The 17,789-nt window shown below is 72.3% G+C and carries 16 protein-coding genes; 5 read left to right on the top strand and 11 right to left on the bottom strand.

Annotated elements, in window-relative coordinates; genetic code table 11:
- Positions 1 to 5 precede the first annotated feature (5 nt).
- Positions 6 to 1,172, top strand: coding sequence for a serine hydrolase domain-containing protein (locus ACIRSS_RS03810; RefSeq protein ID WP_400890166.1), 1,167 nt, complete (start codon positions 6 to 8; stop codon positions 1,170 to 1,172).
- A gap of 42 nt (positions 1,173 to 1,214) precedes the next feature.
- Here ACIRSS_RS03810 and ACIRSS_RS03805 read toward each other — a convergent pair whose 3' ends face one another.
- Together ACIRSS_RS03805 and ACIRSS_RS03800 are read right to left on the bottom strand one after the other, a co-directional pair.
- Entirely contained in the window at positions 1,215 to 3,086 is a 1,872-nt protein-coding gene (locus ACIRSS_RS03805) for an ABC transporter ATP-binding protein (protein ID WP_400890164.1), read from the bottom strand.
- A 97-nt stretch (positions 3,087 to 3,183) separates the two neighbouring features.
- Positions 3,184 to 3,624, bottom strand: a complete 441-nt coding sequence (locus ACIRSS_RS03800) for a MarR family winged helix-turn-helix transcriptional regulator (protein WP_400890162.1) — start codon at positions 3,622 to 3,624, stop codon at positions 3,184 to 3,186.
- A 72-nt stretch (positions 3,625 to 3,696) separates the two neighbouring features.
- Here ACIRSS_RS03800 and ACIRSS_RS03795 point away from each other — a divergent pair, with 72 nt between their 5' ends.
- Both ACIRSS_RS03795 and ACIRSS_RS03790 read left to right on the top strand, forming a co-directional pair.
- The gene (locus tag ACIRSS_RS03795; RefSeq protein ID WP_400890160.1) at positions 3,697 to 4,548 is read left to right on the top strand and encodes an LLM class flavin-dependent oxidoreductase; all 852 of its coding nucleotides are present in this window, start codon (positions 3,697 to 3,699) and stop codon (positions 4,546 to 4,548) included.
- Between the two features lie 33 nt (positions 4,549 to 4,581).
- Positions 4,582 to 5,934: a glycosyltransferase 87 family protein gene (locus ACIRSS_RS03790; protein WP_400890158.1), complete on the top strand. Its 1,353-nt coding sequence runs from the start codon at positions 4,582 to 4,584 to the stop codon at positions 5,932 to 5,934.
- Here the strand turns inward: ACIRSS_RS03790 and ACIRSS_RS03785 are convergent.
- From ACIRSS_RS03785 to ACIRSS_RS03765, 5 genes are all read right to left on the bottom strand, one after another.
- Positions 5,921 to 6,130, bottom strand: coding sequence for a helix-turn-helix domain-containing protein (locus ACIRSS_RS03785; protein ID WP_003071237.1), 210 nt, complete (start codon positions 6,128 to 6,130; stop codon positions 5,921 to 5,923). The two genes, ACIRSS_RS03790 and ACIRSS_RS03785, sit on opposite strands and share 14 nt — an antisense overlap.
- Positions 6,131 to 6,307: 177 nt before the next feature.
- Positions 6,308 to 7,936, bottom strand: a complete 1,629-nt coding sequence (locus tag ACIRSS_RS03780; protein WP_400890156.1) for an ABC-F family ATP-binding cassette domain-containing protein — start codon at positions 7,934 to 7,936, stop codon at positions 6,308 to 6,310.
- Positions 7,937 to 8,073: 137 nt separating this feature from the next.
- Positions 8,074 to 8,724, bottom strand: a complete 651-nt coding sequence (locus ACIRSS_RS03775) for an acVLRF1 family peptidyl-tRNA hydrolase (protein WP_400890154.1) — start codon at positions 8,722 to 8,724, stop codon at positions 8,074 to 8,076.
- 61 nt (positions 8,725 to 8,785) lie between these two features.
- The gene (locus ACIRSS_RS03770; protein WP_400890152.1) at positions 8,786 to 11,662 is read right to left on the bottom strand and encodes a S8 family serine peptidase; all 2,877 of its coding nucleotides are present in this window, start codon (positions 11,660 to 11,662) and stop codon (positions 8,786 to 8,788) included.
- A 306-nt stretch (positions 11,663 to 11,968) separates the two neighbouring features.
- Positions 11,969 to 13,540, bottom strand: coding sequence for a deoxyguanosinetriphosphate triphosphohydrolase family protein (locus ACIRSS_RS03765; RefSeq protein ID WP_400890150.1), 1,572 nt, complete (start codon positions 13,538 to 13,540; stop codon positions 11,969 to 11,971).
- Between the two features lie 113 nt (positions 13,541 to 13,653).
- Between ACIRSS_RS03765 and ACIRSS_RS03760 the strand changes: the two genes are divergently transcribed.
- Entirely contained in the window at positions 13,654 to 13,944 is a 291-nt protein-coding gene (locus ACIRSS_RS03760) for a PASTA domain-containing protein (RefSeq protein WP_400890148.1), read from the top strand.
- A gap of 184 nt (positions 13,945 to 14,128) precedes the next feature.
- On the opposite strand, the gene ACIRSS_RS03755 is transcribed toward ACIRSS_RS03760, so the two are convergent.
- Both ACIRSS_RS03755 and ACIRSS_RS03750 read right to left on the bottom strand, forming a co-directional pair.
- Complete coding sequence (locus ACIRSS_RS03755; RefSeq protein WP_400890146.1) at positions 14,129 to 14,764, bottom strand: SRPBCC family protein; 636 nt, start codon at positions 14,762 to 14,764, stop codon at positions 14,129 to 14,131.
- Complete coding sequence (locus tag ACIRSS_RS03750; protein WP_400890144.1) at positions 14,761 to 15,111, bottom strand: ArsR/SmtB family transcription factor; 351 nt, start codon at positions 15,109 to 15,111, stop codon at positions 14,761 to 14,763. The genes ACIRSS_RS03755 and ACIRSS_RS03750 overlap by 4 nt, the downstream gene beginning before the upstream one ends.
- Positions 15,112 to 15,256: 145 nt before the next feature.
- Between ACIRSS_RS03750 and ACIRSS_RS03745 the strand changes: the two genes are divergently transcribed.
- Positions 15,257 to 16,921 carry a GGDEF domain-containing protein gene (locus ACIRSS_RS03745; RefSeq protein WP_400890143.1) on the top strand — a complete coding sequence of 555 codons (1,665 nt, stop codon included), beginning with the start codon at positions 15,257 to 15,259 and terminating at the stop codon, positions 16,919 to 16,921.
- On the opposite strand, the gene ACIRSS_RS03740 is transcribed toward ACIRSS_RS03745, so the two are convergent.
- Together ACIRSS_RS03740 and ACIRSS_RS03735 are read right to left on the bottom strand one after the other, a co-directional pair.
- The gene (locus tag ACIRSS_RS03740) at positions 16,918 to 17,073 is read right to left on the bottom strand and encodes a hypothetical protein (protein WP_400890142.1); all 156 of its coding nucleotides are present in this window, start codon (positions 17,071 to 17,073) and stop codon (positions 16,918 to 16,920) included. The genes ACIRSS_RS03745 and ACIRSS_RS03740 overlap by 4 nt on opposite strands.
- 79 nt (positions 17,074 to 17,152) lie before the next feature.
- Positions 17,153 to 17,758: a TetR/AcrR family transcriptional regulator gene (locus tag ACIRSS_RS03735; RefSeq protein WP_400890141.1), complete on the bottom strand. Its 606-nt coding sequence runs from the start codon at positions 17,756 to 17,758 to the stop codon at positions 17,153 to 17,155.
- Positions 17,759 to 17,789: the final 31 nt, after the last annotated feature.

The raw sequence follows: 17,789 nt of genomic DNA, 5'->3' as shown, positions 1-17,789 counted from the left end.
GTCCGATGGACAGCGCCACGGCGACGGTGCACGGCGAGTGCGCGCCCGGTTTCGAACCGGTGCGCGCGGCCTTCGAAGAGAACTTCCGCTCCCGCGGTGAGCTGGGCGCGGCCTTCACCGCCATCCGCGACGGCGAAGTCGTGGTGGACCTGTGGGGCGGCTGGTCCGGTCCGGAGCGCACGGCCGAATGGCGGCCGGACACGCTCGCCAACGTGTGGTCGACGACCAAGGGCATGACGGCGATCTGCGCGCACAAGCTCGTCGACGCCGGCGAGCTGGACGTGGACGCGCCGGTCGCGAAGTACTGGCCCGAGTTCGCCGCGGCGGGCAAGGCCGAGGTCCCCGTGCGGTGGCTGCTCACCCACCGCTCCGGCGTGCCCGGGATCAGCCTGGACCGGCCCGTACGGGTCGAAGAGCTGTACGACTGGGACCTCATGACGTCGCTGCTGGCGGCGCAGGAACCGTTGTACGTGCCCGGTTCCGCGGGTGGCTACCACGCGCTGGCCTACGGCTGGCTCGTCGGCGAGGTCGTCCGGCGGATCGCCGGGCAGGGCATCCGGGAGTTCTTCGCCGAGCAGGTCGCCGGGCCGCTGGGCGCGGACTTCTCGATCGGCCTGGCCGACGACGCCGACCTGGACCGCTGCGCGACGCTCGTCGACCCCGTCATGACCGAGGAGATGGCGAACGCGCTGGCCACGGCGTTCGCCGCGGCCGGCCCGGTCGCCCAGGCCGCGCTGACCAACCCCCAGCTCGCGGGCCACCACGCGAACGAGCCGGCGTTCCGCCGCGCCGTGATGCCGGCGTTGAACGGCCACGGCACGGCCCGCGCGATCGCCACGATCTACGGGGCGCTGGCCACCGGCGACCTGCTGTCGGCGCCGACGCTGGCTCGCGCGCGGGAAAGCCAGGGCAAGGAGATCGACGCCGTGCTCGGCCTGCCGAACGAGTGGGGGCTCGGGTTCTACCTGGGCAGCGACGCCCGCGGCTTCGGCCCCAACCCGGCGGCCTTCGGTCACGACGGCCTCGGCGGCTCGACCGGCGGCGCGGATCCGGAGAACGGCATGTCGTTCGGCTACACGCTCAACCAGCTGGGACCGCTGATCCGCGACGACCCGCGAAAGATGGCGCTGGTCACCGCGGTCTACGAGAGCTTGGACGCGCAGAAGGGCTGACAGCGAGGTGGCGCGCGGGCACCCGCGCGCCACCCTCCCTGCTCACGCCACCGCCGGCTCCTCCTCCGCGAACTGCGTCGCGTGCAAAGTCGCGTACCGGCCGTTCAGCGCCAAGAGCTCCTCGTGCGTACCGCGTTCGACGATCTCCCCGTGCTCCAGCACCAGGATCCGGTCCGCCGCGCGAACCGTCGAGAGCCGGTGCGCGATCACCAGCGCCGTCCGCCCCGCGAGCGCGTGGGTCAACGCCTCGCCGACCGCCGCTTCGGACTCCGAGTCGAGGTGCGCCGTCGCCTCGTCCAGGATGACCACCTTCGGCTGCGCCAGGAGCAGCCGCGCGATCGTCAGCCGCTGGCGTTCGCCGCCGGAGAGCCGGTAGCCGCGCTCCCCCACCGTCGTGTCGAGGCCGTCGGGCAGCGAGCGCGCCAGCTCGCCGAGCCGCGCCCGATCCAGCGCCTCCCAGATCTCGTCGTCGGTGACGCCGGGACGCGCGTACGCGAGGTTGGCGCGGATCGTGTCGTGGAAGAGGTGCCCGTCCTGCGTCACGACGCCGACGGTCTCGCGCAGCGAAGCGAAACTCAGGTCCCGGACGTCCACATCGGACAGCCGCACCGCCCCGGAGTCGACGTCGTACAGCCGCGGCAGCAGCGACGCGATCGTCGACTTCCCCGCGCCGGACGACCCGACCAGCGCGACCATCTCCCCCGGCTCGGCGCGGAAGGAGATGCCGTGCAGCACCTCGTCGCCGCCGCGGTGGTCGAGCGTGGCGACGTCTTCCAGCGACGCCAGCGAGTACCGGTCCGCCGCCGGGTAGCCGAAGCGGACATCGGAGAACTCGACCGAGACCCCGGAAGACGGCGGCAGAGCACGCGCGTCCGGCTTCTCCTTGATCATCGGCTCCAGGTCCAGGACCTCGAAGACGCGCTCGAAGGACACCAGCGCGGTCATGACGTCGACGCGGACGTTGGCCAGCGCGGTCAGCGGCGCGTACAGCCGGGTCAGCAGCAGCGCCAGCGCGACGACGGTGCCCGGCGCGAGCTTGCCGGTCAGCGCGAGGTAGCCGCCGAGGCCGTAGACGAGCGCCTGCGCCAGTGCGGAAACCAGGGTCAGGCTGGTCATGAACCAGCGGGTCAGCATCGCGGTCCGGACGCCGATGTCGCGTACGCGCCCGGCGCGCAGCGCGAAGTCGTCCGCCTCCTGCACCGGACGGCCGAACAGCTTGACCAGGGTCGCGCCCGGCGCGGAGAACCGCTCGGTCATCTGCGTCGTCATGCCCGCGTTGAGGTTCGCGGCCTCGCGCTGCAGCCCGGCCATCCGGCGGCCGAGCCGGCGCGCCGGCAGCACGAAGATCGGCAGCAGCACCAGCGCGAGCACCGTGACCTGCCACGACAGCGTCAGCATCACGGCCAGCGACAGCGCCAGCTGGATCGTGTTGGTGACCAGGCCGGACAGCGTCGCGGTGAACGTCCGCTGCGCGCCGATGACGTCGTTGTTGAGCCGCGAGACCAGCGCGCCGGTGCGGGTGCGGGTGAAGAACGCGATCGGCATCCGCTGCACGTGCTCGAAGACCGCGCGGCGCAGGTCGAAGATGATGCCTTCGCCGATGCGCGCGGACTGCCAGCGTTCGACCAGGCCGAACCCGGCGTCGGCGATCGCCAGCGCGGCGATGACGACGGCGAGCCAGATGACCAGCGGCAGGTCACGGCCGCCGACGATCGCGTCGACCACCTTGCCCGCCAGCACCGGCGTCGTCACCGCGAGGACCGCCGAGATCACCGTCAGCACGAGGAAGGCCAGCAGCCGCCGCCAGTGCGGCCGGGCGAACCGCGCCACGCGTTTCAGCGTGCCGCGGCTCAGCCCCTTCGGCACGTCGTTGGCGCGCATCGCCGAGCTCAGCAGCGCCCAGGTGTTGTCCATGGGGAACCCCCAGTCTCAAAACCTCTACTATAACTGAGGTTTTCTCCGGATATGACCTGGACAACGCGGGCGTTGTCCGTTTGCTTCCCGCCGCCGTTCACTCCCCGCGAACAACGCGGTGCAGTGCGGCGCGCAACCGCTGCGCGTCCCCTTCGGCCAAGGGCTCCAGCAACTGTGCCTCAGCCTGCCGGGTGACGTCTTCGCCCGCCGCGCGGACCCGCTCGCCTTCGCCGGTCAGCGTCACCAGGCGCTTGCGGCGGTCGCCCGGCGCGACCTCGCGCCGGACCAGACCCTTCGCCTCCAGCTCGTCGACGAGCGCGACCATCGTCGTCCGGTCGATGCCCAGGCGGGCCGCGCCGTCCTGCTGCGACAGCGCCGGACCGTCGCCGAACAGCGTGAGCAGGGCGAGCTGGCGGCCGGTGATCCCCAGCGGCGCGTACAACGGCTCGGCCAGCTCGGCGAGCCGCAGCTGGGCGTGCTTGAGCAGGTAGCCGAGCCGCCGGGTGACAGCGGGCGGCGCTTCGAGGTCGCTGGACACGGGAGGACTCTACCCCTACGCTGACCGTCAGACTTACTGATGATTTGTAAGACTGATAATCAGGAGAGCATCATGGTCACGATCGGGCTCAAGCCACCCCAGCAGCACATCGGCGTCGCCGCGCTCCGCGAGGTCTGGGCCATCGCCGACGACGCCGGCTTCGACGGCTGCTGGGTGTTCGACCACCTCGCCCCGATGGGCCCCCACCGCACCGGCGACATCTTCGACGGCTGGACGCTCCTGGCCGCGATGGCCGAAGCGACGAAGCGGGTGCGCATCGGCTGCCTGGTCTCGGGGAACACGAACCGCCACCCGGGCACGCTGGCGAAGATCGCGGCGACCGTCGACCACCTGTCCGGCGGCCGGCTCGACGTCGGCCTCGGCGCCGGCGGCGACGCGCTCACCGACGCGATGATGGGCACGCCCACGCCGCCACCGGCCGAACGCGTCGAACGGCTCGCCGAGACGTGCGCGATCCTCGGTCTGCTGTGGACTCGCCCGGCGACGGACTTCGCCGGGCGGCACTACACGCTGACGGGCGCGGTCAGCGATCCGAAGCCGGTGCAGCCGAAACCGCCGCTGTGGCTGGGCAGCAGCGGCGAGAAGCGGGGCCTGCGGGTCGTGGCCGAACACGCCGACGTCTGGCTCAACGCGGCGTTGCCGGGCACGGAAATCGCGGAGCTGCAACGGCTTTCGCGCGTCCTCGACGAGCACTGCGCGGCGGCCGGCCGCGACCCGGCGGCGATCCGGCGGGCGGTGCAGTTCCGGCTGCCGTCCGATGCGGACAGTGCGCTGCGGCTCGCGCGGAGCTACACCGAGGCGGGCTTCACCGAGCTGGTGCTGATGCCGACCGGGCACGACGACGTCATGAAGGCGGCCGAAGCGGCGGCGGAACTGCTTCCCCGCCTGCGCGACGTCGGCTGAACCGGGCAGCGGGCCCCTCGGTAGCCTCAAGAGGTGGAAACGGAGGTGGGCCGGGCGCCCGCATGGCGGCGCGCGGCACGGCTCTTCACGGCTCCCGCGCGCGATGCCGGCCCGGCCGCCCTGCGCTGGGACCTGGGCTTCTACCTCGCCTGCCTGGCATTCGCGCTGCCAACGGCGCTCGTCGCCGAGTTCTACGGCTACCGCGTCTGGGGCAACTTCGCGACCGTCGCGTACGGCTTCGGCGCGCTGCACAGCGGGTGGCTGCTGCTGTCCGCACGCGCCGGCCGTACGCCGCACGGAGTACTCGGCTCGCGCTGGTGCGGCATCGCCGCCGTCGCCTTGTTGGCAATGATCCTTCCGTTGCTGCTTCTGGTGATCCGCCGCCTGACCGGGGTGGACTGGCTGATCACCCCGTTCTCCTGGGCCGCGCAACCCGAGGTCTGGGTGATCGAGCGGTCCGCGGATCTGCTGCTGCAGCACGGAACCCCGTACATCGACGTCACCGCGCTCAACCGGCCGCCCGAGGTCAACGACTACACCCCCTACGGCCCGGTCATGGCGGTCTTCGGCCTGCCGCGGGCGCTGTTCGGCGGCACGCCGCTGGGCGACGCGCTCACCGACGCCCGCTGGATGTTCGCCCTCGCCGCTTGCGCGTGCGTGCTGGGCACGTTGAAGCTGCTGAAGTGGCCGAAGGTGCCGGTGGGCGCCGCGCAGCTCGCGCTGGCCTGCCCGCTGACCGCGCTCACCTGGGCCGTCGCCGGGCCCGACCTGGCGATCGTCGGGATGTTGGTGCTCGCCTGCGCGCTCGCCGCCACCGGGCGGGTCGCGTGGTCGGGCCTGGTGCTGGCGCTGGTCGTCAGCGCGAAGCTCATCGTGGCGCCCGCGGCCGCGGTGCTGGCGGTGTTCGTGCTGGTGCGCGGCGGGAAGGGCCGGGACTGGCCCGCGGTGGGGCGGTTCGCCTCAGCGCTGGTGGCGACGACGGTCGCGCTGCACCTGCCCGTCTACCTGGTGGATCCGGCGGCGTTCGTCGAGCACGTCTTCCGGTTCCCCCTCGGGATGGGCGTCGTGCGGTCGCCCGCGGCGAGCCCGCTGCCGGGCCACCTCATCGCCGGACTCGGCGTGGCCGGCCAGGTGGCGGCGTTCGTGTTCGTCGGCGCCGCGGCCGTGGCCATGCTGGTCTGGCTGGTGCGCCGGCCCCCCGCGAACGGCTCCGGCGCAGTCCTGCGCATCGCCGTCGGACTCGGCGCGTTGATCCTGCTCACCCCGGCCACCCGCTACGGCTACCTGGTGTACCCGCTGGTCCTGCTCGGGGCCCACCTGGTGTTCCGCGTGGCCGAAGCTCCCGCTGCGCCCCCCGCGCAGCAGTCCTCGCCTACTTCTTCTTGACCCGGGTGGCCCCGCCGCGCCCCCGCAGCTGGACCCCGGACTCCGACAGGACCCGGTGCACGAACCCGTAGGAGCGGCCCGTCGACTCCGCCAGGGCCCGGATGCTGGACCCCTTCTCGTATTTCTTCTTCAGGTCAGCGGCCAGCTTGTCGCGCGTGTTGCCGGTGATCCGCGCGCCTTTCTTGAGATCAGCCACGTCGATCGCCTTCCCGCCGAGAGTGTTCTGGGCCACATATCGGCCCCTGCCGGGGCAATGATCGAACACTGAGCGCCGGATTGCCAGACGACAGCCGCAAAACAGCCGAAATTGCGATCACATTGGGCCATTCCAGTGCCGGGCGGTAGTGATCTTGCACCCGAATGGACGCATGGATCACGCGAGCTGGACAAGTTCCAGGTAGTCCGCCGACCAGTGGTCCTCGGTGCCGTCGGGCAGCAGGATGACCCGCTCCGGCTCGAGCGCCTCGACCGCGCCGGGGTCGTGCGTGACCAGCACGACAGCGCCGGCGAAACTGCGCAAAGCGTCCAGGACCTGGGCCCGGCTGGCCGGGTCGAGGTTGTTCGTCGGCTCGTCGAGCAGCAACACGTTGGCAGCGCTGGAGACCAGGCCGGCCAGCGCGAGCCGGGTCTTCTCGCCACCGGAAAGCGTCCCGGCGGGCTGGTCGAGTTGTTCGCCGGTGAAGAGGAAGGAGCCGAGCAGGTTCCGCAACTCCTGCGCGCCGGTGTCCGGCGAGAGATGTCGGATGTTTTCCCACACCGACGCATCATGATCAAGAGTTTCGTGTTCCTGAGCGTAATAGCCCAAACGCATTCCGTGACCCGGCACGATCTCGCCGGTGTCCGGAGTTTCCATTCCGCCGAGGAGGCGGAGCAAAGTCGTCTTTCCCGCGCCGTTCAGGCCGAGTACGACGACCTTCGAACCGCGGTCGATGGCGAGGTCGACGCCGGTGAAGATTTCGAGCGAGCCGTAGGACTTCGACAGACCCTCGGCGGTGAGCGGGGTGCGGCCGCAGGGCGCGGGGTCCGGGAACTTGATCCGGGCGACCTTGTCGGCCTGCCGGGTCTCGTCCAGAGCGGACAGCATCTGCTCGGCGCGGCGCGCCATGTTCTTGGCCGCCACGGCCTTCGTCGCCTTCGCGCCGAGTTTCGCGGCCTGCTGCTGCAGGGCCGACGCCTTCTTCTCGGCGTTGGCGCGCTCGCGGCGGCGGCGCTTCTCGTCGGTCGCGCGGGCGTCGAGGTAGCGCTGCCAGCCCATGTTGTACAGGTCGAGCTCGCCGCGGGTGGCGTCGAGGAACCAGACCTTGTTGACGACGTCGGCCAGCAGGTCGACGTCGTGGCTGATCACGACCAGGCCGCCGTCGTGCTGCTTGAGGAACCCGCGCAGCCAGTTGATGGAGTCAGCGTCGAGGTGGTTGGTCGGCTCGTCGAGCAGCAGGATCGTCTCGGACTTGCCGCCGGCGCCCGCTTCGGCCGCGGCGAACAGGATCCGGGCCAGCTCGACGCGGCGGCGCTGACCACCGGAGAGCGTCTGCAGCGTCTGGGCGAGGATGCGGTCGGCCAGGCCGAGGTTCGAGCAGATCCGCGCGGCTTCGCTCTCCGCGGCGTACCCGCCGAGCGAGGCGAAGCGCTCTTCGAGCCGGGCGTAGCGGTTGATGGCCTTGTCGCGCGCGGCTTCGTCGACGAGCTCGGCCATCGAGGCCTGGGCCTTCTCCATGTCGCGCATCAGCTTGTCGAGGCCGCGCGCGGACAGCACGCGGTCCTTCGCGGTGACCGAAAGATCACCTTCGCGCGGGTCCTGCGGCAGGTAGCCGAGCTCGCCGCTGCGGCGGACCTCGCCCGCGTGCGGCTCGCCTTCGCCGGCGAGGACCTTCAGCGAGGTGGTCTTGCCCGCGCCGTTGCGGCCGACGAGGCCGATGCGGTCGCCGGGCTGGATGCGGACGGTGACGCCGTTGAGCAGGATGCGCGAACCCGCGCGCAGCTCAAGGCCGGTGGCCGTGATCAAGGGAAACTCCCGTGGAAAGGGGGCGTACGGAGGACAGCATCAGGCGGCCGCGAAGGCCGCGGCGTCACTCCAGCTGGATATCCACGGAACCCAGTGTACGGGTCGGTGCCGAACGGTTTTTCCGGACGTGTGCGGTCTCACCCGTCGCGCAGCGTGACCTGCACCGACAGCGCCCGCGCGACGGCGTCCTCGAGGACGGCGTAGCTCGGCTCGCCGACGTCCAGCACGCGGGGTTCCGCGCGGGCGAACAGCGGCGCCAGCCGGCGGTCCTCGCGCAGCTCGTCGAGAGCCCGCCGGTCGCCGCCGAGCACGACGGCGTCCACTTCGGACAGTCGGGGCACCAAGACTTCGAAGACGTCCTTGGCCGCGTCCTGGAGCGCGTGCCGCGCCTGGCCCGCGCGACGCCGGGCGAAGCGCTGCTGCGACCAGCCGCCCGCGGCCGAGCGGCCCTGGACGAGGTGCCGGTCGGTGCGGGAGACCTCGATCCGGCCGTTCCGGGCGATGCCGACGCTGTGCCCGCCCCGGCGCACCAGCACGAGCGCGACGGTCCGCGGGCGGAGGGCGTGCGCGACGAGGGCGTCGACGGAAGGTTCTTCGAGGGGTCCGAAAGGGACGGTCGCGGTGGCGGTGGTGCCGTCGGCCGCGGTCACGCGGACTTCGCGCGGTTCGGCGTCGGTGGCGACGATCCCGCCGTGCGACGCGGCGAAGCGGGAGAACCAGCCGGCCAGCCGCTCGGGCGGGACCTCGACGGCGCGTCCGCCCCCGGAGACCTGCCGCGCTTTCGCCATGGGGAAAACGGTACGGGGCCGCCGCGATCACCGCGACGGCCCCGCACCGGACCACGACTGCTTACAGCGGGTGCACCGGGCCGTTGTTCGTGTAACCCCGCACGTTCGACGGCGCGCCGGGCGCCGGGGGCTGGACGAACCCGTTGATGTGCAGGGCGACCGAGCGGATGGAGCCGACGTCGCCGCCGGCCGCGTCCACCACGAAGAACGTCCAGGTGCCGTCGACCGCCGCGCCGGTCAGGTTGCCGGTCAGCGCCTGGGTCGGCCGCCACGTCCCGGTGAACGGCGCGTTGGCCGAGGTCACCGTGCTGAACGCGGCCGCGGCGTTGTCCGCGAAGACGACCTGGCACAGGTTCTTGCCGGAGCCGCCGTTGCGCTGGAACACCGTCGCCTTCGCACCCGAAGGCGCCGTCAGCGTGCCGACCAGATCACCGACGTACGAGTGGTTGAGCCCCACCGTCGTCGAGGTCGGGTCGGTGCTGCAGGTGCTGCCGTCCACCGAGAACGTCACCTTGGACGCGCGGCCGACCCCGGTGACCGGGATGGTCACCGACGCCCCGACCGGGCTGTTGTCCGGGATCGCCACCGGCGCGCCGGTGTAGGCGAAGTCCTGCGCGACCGGCGACGGGGTGCCGACCGGGAGCGAGAACGTCGACGTCGTCGGCGAGTGCGCGCCGGCGAAGCTGACGCGGGCGTTCAGCACGACCGGCACGCCGAGCTGCTGCGTCGCCGGGACGGTGATGGTGAAGTCGTTGACGCCGGTCTGTCCCGGGCTGATGGTGCCGTAGGACTTGGACCGCGGCGCCACCGTGACACCCGGGGTCGGGCTGGTGAGCACGACGCTGGTGGACACGGCGGTGCCGTCACCGTCATTCGTCACCGGCAGCGTCACCTTGGCCGTGTCGCCCGGGTCGAGGGACGAGCCGCCGTCGGCCGGGGTGACCGTCGGCTGCTTCGCCACCGCGAGGGGCTGCGGGCTGGCTCCGGTGTAGGCGAGCACCTTGTCCGCGAGGATGACGCCGGCGCCGGTGAAGTTGTCGCGGCCCGGGGCTTCGATGTCGACCGCGGTGTTGATCAGCGCCTCGCGCACCTCGGACGGCGGCAGGCCGGGGTTGCCCGAGAGCACGAGCGCCGCGATCGCCCCGGCGTGCGGAGCGGCGGCGGAGGTGCCGAAGAACGGGCTGAAGCCGGTCACGCTGGTCTGCACGCCGTCGGCCGCGGTGATCTCCGGCTTGTTCCGGACCTCACCACCGGTCGAGGAGACGTTGCCCGGGGTGATCGGGGTGCCGTCGGCCTCGTAGAACACCCGCCGCGGGCCGTCGGAGCTGAACCGCTCGGCCTTCGACGTGCTGCTGAACGAGCCCGGGAAAGGACCGGCCGGGTTGGCCGGGTCGCCCGGCTCGAGCGGCCGGCCGAACGCCGCGGCCGCCGGGGTGGCCGCCACGCTGAAGGCGTCGCGCGCGGCCGAGTGGCCGACCGTGACACCCGGGGTGTTGTACGCCTTGAGACCGTCCGCCGAGTCCTTGAACCGGCCGCGCAGCGCGGACAGCGACAGGTAGCGGTTCTGGCCGGAGAACTTCACGACGGCCAGGCGCAGCCCGGTGCCGCCGAAGATCGGCGTCTGCAGGATCTCGTACGGGTCCTGCGTGCCGTCCTGGACGTTCTGGCTGAAGCTGACCACGGCCCCCGCGGAGTTGAGCAGGTAGAGGTCGTAGTCGTTGGCCGAGTGCCCGAGCGGGTCGGACCAGTGCAGCGTCACCGGGACGCCGGCCGAGGAGGCGTCGGAAAGGGGCTCGTAGATCTGGGTGCCCGCGGCGCCGGCGAAGTTGTGCGCGGTGCCGGCGAACTTGCCGACCGACTTGCCGGAGTCGACGAAGTCGCCTTCCCAGTGCCCGGCGGTGCCGTCGGCGACGTTGCCCTCGTTGCCCGCCGACGAGAAGTACAGCGCGCCGTTCGCGGTCACGTCGTTCACGGCCTGGGCGATGATCCAGTCCTGGAACGGGGATTCCTTGAAGTAGATGACGTCGTCGACGATGACGTCGCAGTGCGACTCGAAGCGCAGCTTGCGGATGTTGTCCGCGAAGCTGGCGTCGGAGTTGAACGCCGAGGCGAAGCCGAGCGCGGCGTTGGGCGCGAGGTCGTGCATGATCTCGAGCATCGCGGTGCCCTCGTCGCCGCTGCCCTCCTGGCCGGCGATGACGTCGACGTTCGGCGGCAGCTCGCCCTTGGCCTGCGAGGCCGCGAGGGAGTCGACGCCGTCGGACAGCGCGCACGCCTTGACGCCGACGCCGGTGACGCCGAACTGCTGGCGCGCGATGTCGGCGTTGTGGGCGCGGTCGCCCTCACTGGTCACGGTGGCGGCCGCGGCGGCGCTGCGCTGCGTCTTCGCGGCGACCGCCTTCTGCAGCTCACCGGCGATGCGATCGGCCTTCTGCTGCTTGGTTTCGGTCTTGGCCGGCGTCGTCGCTGGGGTGGCCAGCTCGCGGGCGGTCATGGCCTGGTCGGCCTGCTCGACGCGCTGGACGTCGCCGCGCGCGGCGATGGCGGTGACCTGGTTCAGCGGCACCTCGGCGCGGACGCTGCCGTAGCGGTCCGACACCGCGCGGATGCCCGCTCCGGCCTTGGTCAGCGAGCCGATGAGGTCCGGGGTGACCTTGCTCGCGCGGATGTCGACCAGGACGGTCCCGGCCGGAGAGACGGCAGCCCCCGACTGCAGCGCGGTCAGCTGCTTGGCGACGCCCTTTTCGGCGACGAGCAGCTTGCTGTCCACTTTGGACTCGGCGGCCGAGCGGCCCGCCTTGACCGCCTGCAGGGCGGCGATCTGCTGTTGCGCGGTTTCGGTGAAGGTGTCCGGAGTGGACACCGAGGCGGCCCCCGCGACCGGCGGGGAAACCAGGCCGAGCGCGGCGAGCAAGGCCGCCGCCCCGGCCGTGAGCACTGTGGATCTCGATCTCGTGGAACGGGTACGACGCACGTGCGCCCTCCGATATCTCCAGGCGCGTGCCCCGACTCACGCTGACCGATGCCGGTGATCACCGGCAAGTTCCAGCTAAGTACTGTGAGTTCCGTGTGAGCAGCGGCCGTTCGAGTGACATCGGATGGAGAATTTCCCGAATGGACCGTAAGTCGTAGGCCGTTCAGCGGAACCGCACAACCGTTACAGGGCGAACGAAACGGACCAGCAGCGTCAAGCGGTACCACTGCACGGGATCGCCGGATCGGACAAGAACCGGACAGCCGTCGATCAGAGCACGAACGAGTCCGACCACGGCTGCGCGGCGCGGCCCGACAGCGCGTCCAAAAGGGTCACCGCCTGCTTGTCGGTCAGCGAAGCCACGAAGTCCACGACCGCGCGCCCGCGCGCCAAGCCGCGCACGGCGTCCGGACCGGACACCGGCTCCCCCGTCGCCCCGATCAGCAGCTCCGGCGCCGAGCGCGCCAGCTCCGTGTATTCGGCGTGCGCCAGCTCGACCAGGTCGTGCAGCCGCCGCGGCAGCCGGGAAACCTCGTCGCGGTCGGAAAGCCACGCGTCCAGCGCGTCCACCAGGCTGGACACGACCCCCGCCTGGCCGCGCTGGTGCAGCGCGAGGTCCGGGCGCAGCAGCACGAACCGGCGGTGCACGAACTTGAGCACCTGGACTTCGTGCCACTGCGCGGGCCGCAGCGAGACGTGGCCGGTGCGAGTGGACGGCGACGCGAGCACGACCACGCCGTCGACCAGGCGGGCGGTCCAGTTCGCGGAGAACGCCGCCGTCGCCTGCTCGGCTTCGATCGAGCCGTCGAACTCCCCGGCGAGCAACCCGTCGACCAGCTCCGCCCGCACCCGCGCGACGGCCGCGGCGAACGCGTCGTCGTCGACGATCCAGGCGTCCTTGACGTGCATGCGGCGGCGGACGCGCTCCAGCGAACGCCCCGGCCGCCGCAGTTCCGCGTGCAGTGTTTCGTCGTCGAGCGCGGCCAGCTCTTCCGCGTGCTCGAGCCACTCCCCCAGCTCCGCCGCGACCGGCGCGTGCTGCAGGACGCCGATGCGGTGGAAGTCCTGCAGGTCGTGGATGGCGTAGGCGATGTCGTCGGCGGTGTCCATCACGGACGCTTCGACCGTCTGCTGCCAGCTTTCGACGCGCCCCGCGAACGCCGCGCGCGCCTGCTCGAAGTCGTCGAGCTCGGTGGCGTAGGCGGAGAACTTGGCCGCGCCGGTGCCGGGCGCCTCGTCCGGCTCGGCGGCGCCGCGCGGCGGCACGGCCATCGCGGACGGGTGCGGCTCGGGGTGGTGCAGCCGCAGCCACGGGTACTTGAGGACGGCGGCGCGCACCGCCGTGGTGAGGTCGAGCCCGATCGCCGATGGGCCCCGCACGTCGGTCGTGGTGATGATGCGGAACGTCTGCGCGTTGCCCTCGAAGCCGTCGGCCAGGCCGAAGCGGTGCCGGGCGATGCGGTCGAGCGTCTGCTCGCCGAGGTGCCCGAACGGCGGGTGCCCGAGGTCGTGGGCGAGCGCGGCGGCCTCGGCGACGTCGGGGTCGCAGCCGCCCAGCTTGTCGGCCAGGCCGGCGTCGGGACCGGCGGTGATCCGCTCGGCGATGGCGCGGGCGACCTGCGCGACCTTCAGGCTGTGGGTCAGCCGGTTGTGCAGCAGGCCGGCGCCGCCGGCGCTGACCACCTGCGTCACCCCGCCGAGCCGGGCGAAGAACGGCGAAGCGGCGATGCGGTCGCGGTCGATCCGGAACGGGCTGGTCGCCAGGTCAGTGAACCCGCCGGCGTTGGAGACGGGGTCCCTGCGCACCACCCTGGGGTCGGTCTGCTCGCTGCCCTGATCCATGCGCCCGACCTTATCCGGCTTCACCCGAACGGCGGGCAGGCGCGTGGGTACCCCGGTCGTATGTCCCGAGCGATGGTCACGACGCTGGCAGCACTCGCGTTCGCCCTGGTCGCGTGCGGCGGCTCCCCGGCCGCCCCGGCGCGACCTCGGTGCCGGAGCCGAGTTCGACCTCGGCGGCGCGCATCAAGGTCCCGGACGTCTCCGGCATGAACCACCAGGACGCCCAGGACGCGATGCAGAAGGCCGGGCTCTACAACCTGCGCGAGGTCGACGGCACCGGCCGGGGCCGCGCGCTGGTCGTGGACCGCAACTGGGTCCAGACGGGCCAGGACCCGGCGCCCGGCACCGAGGTCCCGCCCGACGCGGTGATCACGCTGACCGCGGTCAAGTACACCGACCGCTAGGTGTAGGCCCACCGCTATCACGCTGAAGTTGCCGCAGGGAGGGCTGATCGCAGCTGCCGTCCGCGTCGCAACCCTGCCCGCACGCCCGAGCACGTGGTGCCGGGATTAGGCGGCTGCGCCGGCGCAAGTGGCTGGGCCCGGTCCAGTTCGGCGGTCGGCTCGGCCTGCCCGCCTCGACCGACCGCTAGGCCTCCGGCGGGGTCGTGTAGGCCTTCAGCGTGCGGTCGGCCGCCGCGCGGGCCTTCGCCGGGTCCGCGCCCGCCGCGACGTCGGCCTCGTACCAGGCCTCGTTCGACGCCGTCATGAACCGGATGCCCTCGGGCGACATCATCCAGGCCATCGCCGCCTCGGGGTCGACGGCCGTGCCCGGCGCGCGCAGGTGCAGGACCAGGCCGACCAGCGCCCCGTCCCAGCCGATGCCCACCGCGCCCGGGCCGAACTCGTCCCAGCGCTCGTCGACGTGGGCGACGTGCTCCAGCTCGAACCGGGTGCCCTCGCCTTCGGGCGTCAGGCGCACCTCGATCCAGCTGACGTTGCCGCCGAACTCCCACGTGGCGGCGAAGCTCTTCGGCGGGTCGCAGCGTTCGACCGTGCCGCCGGCGTTGCCCTCCAGCTGGTACTTCCCGCCGACCTTCAGCTCGCCGCTGACCGGCAGGAACCAGCGCGGGATGCGCTCGGGGTTCGTGCAGGCGTCCCACAGGTCGTCGACGCCGGTGTCGTAGACCTGGCTTATCGTCAGGACGCGGGCCTCCTTCCCCTCGAGCACCCGGTCGCCGAGCGTCCGGCGGACGGCGCTGATCTGGTGGCTGACCTCGATCACGGACGTTCTCCTTCTTCGGTGGTTCGCCGGGCGCGCTTGCCGCGGGCGATTTCGGTGGCCAGTGCGTCGAGCGGCGGGGTCCAGTACCGGCGGAACCGGTCGAGCCAGGCGTCGACGTCGCGCAGCGGGTCGTGCCCGACCGCGTACAACCGCCGCGTGCCGTCCTGGCGGACGACCGCGAAGCCGTTGTCCCGCAACACCTTCAGGTGCTGCGACACCGCGGGCTGCGAGATGCCGAACTCGGCCCGGATCACCTCGGTCACCGCACCGGCGGCCCGTTCGCCGTCGGCCAGCAGCTCGAGGATCCGGCGGCGGACCGGGTCGCCGAGGACGTCGAACGCGTGCACGTCGTCAAGCTACAAGCAGCGACTTATATAAGTCAACCGTGATCTAGTGGCGGACGTCACCCTGCGTTACTCCGATTCGGGTATCGGTGGTGAACATCAGTCGACATCGGTTTCGTTTCGCCGCCCGAGCCGCGACGATCGGGGCGTGAAGTCGCCACGCGCGGTCCGCTTCGCCTTCCAGCCGCTGTACAGCCTCCACACCGGGGGCGTCGTGGCTCACGAAGCGCTGGCCAGGCCGGGCCAGGGCACCGTCCCCGAGCTGCTCGCCCAGGCGCGCCGCGACGGCCGCCTCGCCGAGGTCGACCTCGGCCTCGCGATCGCCGCCGTCCGGCAGGACGAGACGACGCTCCCCCTGCACCTCAACCTCTCCGCGCGCACCCTCGCGGCACCGGCGGCGATGTACGAAGACCTCCTCGAAGAGCTCGGCGACGCCGGGCGCCGCACCCGCGACGTCGTCCTCGAGATCGGGCCGCCGTTCGCGCCGCTGCCGGCCGACCGCGCGCTGGCCGGGATGCGCGCGCTCACCGAACTCGGCTTCCGGCTCGCGCTCGACGGCCTCGGCCGCGGCGACCTGCCGCTCGGCCTGCTCGTCGACGCGCCCGTCGACCTGGTCAAGCTCGACCGCACGGTGCTGCGCGGGCTGCCGGACGACCAGGCGTCGGTCGCCGTCGTCGAGGCGCTGCTCCACTACACCAACCGCACCGGCACGCGGCTGGTCGCGACCGGCGTGGAGACCGACGCGCAGCTCGACGCCGTCCGCGGCCTCGGCGTCCGGATCGCGCAGGGGAACCTGCTGGCCCCGCCGACCGCCGCCGGTCCCGCCCCGGCGCTGCTCACGCGGCCCCAGCAGGCCACGCGCGCGCCGGGTCCGGCGCAGTGCGTCGGCGACTTCCTCCGGCCGGCCACGACGCTGCCGGAGTCCGCGACCTGCGACGAGGTCCGCGAGGTGCTGGCGGCCGCCGACGCGCCGTCGGGCGTCGTCGGGGTCGACGAGCTGAACCGGCCGCGCTGGTCGGTCGACCGGACGCGGTTCCTGGTCGCGGTCACCGGCCCGTACGGGCACGCGCTGCACGCGAAGCGCCCGGCGGCGCGGCTCGCGGACACCCCGCACACGATCGAGGCCCGCGCGGGCGCGATGGAGTTCCTCGAGCTGGTGACCGACGCCGACTGGGGCCGCACCGGCGACGACGTCGTGGTGGTCGACGAGGTCGGCCGCTGCCTCGGCGTGGTGCTGGTGACCGAGGTGGTGCGCGGGGTGGCCGAGGCGAAGGTCGAGGCCGCGGCGGCGCTGAACCCGCTGACCCGGCTGCCGGGCAGCGACACGGTGGCCCGCGACGTCGGCCGCCGCATCACGATCGGCGAGCCGTTCGTGGCGGCGTGGCTGGACATCGACGCGTTCAAGGCGGTCAACGACACGGCGGGCTTCGCGGCGGGCGACGACCTGATCCGCGAGCTGGGCGGCGCGCTGACGGCGTTGTCCGGGCAGCTGAGGCGCATGCGGGTGAGCCACGTGGGCGGCGACGACTTCCTGGTGGTCTGCGACGTCGACGAGATAGCGACGGTGGCGGGAGCGCTGCTGGACCGCCAGTGGACGGCGGACGGGATGCCGGTGACGGTGTCCCTGGCGACGCTGGTGTGCGCGAGCGGCTCGATCCGCTCGTACCAGGAGGCGTCCCGGCTGCTGGCGCCGTTGAAGAAGCGCGCGAAGGCGGTGCCGGGGTCGAGCTGGGTACTGAGCCGGCCGGGAGCGGACCGGGTGGAAGTGTTGCGGGGAATAGGAACCCGCGGTTTGCAGGCGGCGGCCGGTTAGCCGGCGAACGTCCGGATGGCGGTCCGGTAGGGGCCGTCCCTCGGCGTCTTTTGCTGCCCGGGCTCGGCATTCCAGTCGAGCAACGCGACCGTCACGCGCCACCGGCTCGCCGGCAGCGGGAGGTGCACGCCCGCCTCGGCGTCCACTTCCACGGGTTGCGCTCCCCTGCTCACTGTCCTGGCTCCGGGCGATGGTACGCACGCTTCCGGTTCGCCGCCCCGAGTCCTTCCCTCAGTTTCCACCGAGCGGGAGCTGAGCCTGGATCGCCGACACGGTCCACGTCACGTAGTCCTCGTGCGGCCAGCCGCACACCCCCACCAGGTGGTCATAAGCCTCGTGGGACGTGAGCAAGCCGATCGCGTCCGCCAGCCGGCCGGACGGCGGCACCCCCGCCTCCTCCAACCGTTCCACGATCTCCGCGCGACGCGCCACCGCCAGCTCCGCGCGGACCGCCGCCACCGCCGGGTCGGCCATCGCCGCCGTCGTGAACGCTCGCCAGATCGGCAGTGACCGGCGGACGCCCGACGCCAGCCTCGCGACCATCTCCGGCAGCTCCTCCAGCGTGCCTCGCCCCACGAGACGGTCCAGGTTCACCGCGTCCGGGTTGCCCGCGAAGCCGTCCCGGAACGCCGCCAGCAGCAAGTCCGCCTTGCGGCCCGTCTGCGTCACCGTCTCCAGGCTCACCTCCGCCGCGGCCGCGATCTGCCGCATGCTCGTACCCGCGTAGCCGTGCTCGGCGAACAGCCGCCCCGCCGTCGCGATCACGTGCGCGCGGGTCTGCCGGGCTCGCGCCGCGCGCACCGGTGACGAGTAGCGGCGCCGTTCGGGTATCGTCATCAATTGGATAGTACAGCGTATCGGTCAATCG

Origin of the sequence: Amycolatopsis sp. NPDC101161, from assembly GCF_044768185.1 — a bacterium.
In the GTDB taxonomy this organism is placed as follows: Bacteria; Actinomycetota; Actinomycetes; order Mycobacteriales; family Pseudonocardiaceae; genus Amycolatopsis.
Note: the sequence above shows the minus strand (reverse complement) of the source record. Positions and strands in the feature narration are given on the sequence as shown.

Coding starts and splice junctions, on each gene's coding strand:
- ACIRSS_RS03810 (WP_400890166.1), top strand. CDS start 6: ATGGACAGCGCCACGGCGACGGTGCACGGCGAGTGCGCGCCCGGTTTC.
- ACIRSS_RS03805 (WP_400890164.1), bottom strand. CDS start 3,086: ATGGACAACACCTGGGCGCTGCTGAGCTCGGCGATGCGCGCCAACGAC.
- ACIRSS_RS03795 (WP_400890160.1), top strand. CDS start 3,697: ATGGTCACGATCGGGCTCAAGCCACCCCAGCAGCACATCGGCGTCGCC.
- ACIRSS_RS03775 (WP_400890154.1), bottom strand. CDS start 8,724: ATGGCGAAAGCGCGGCAGGTCTCCGGGGGCGGACGCGCCGTCGAGGTC.
- ACIRSS_RS03765 (WP_400890150.1), bottom strand. CDS start 13,540: ATGGATCAGGGCAGCGAGCAGACCGACCCCAGGGTGGTGCGCAGGGAC.
- ACIRSS_RS03735 (WP_400890141.1), bottom strand. CDS start 17,758: ATGACGATACCCGAACGGCGCCGCTACTCGTCACCGGTGCGCGCGGCG.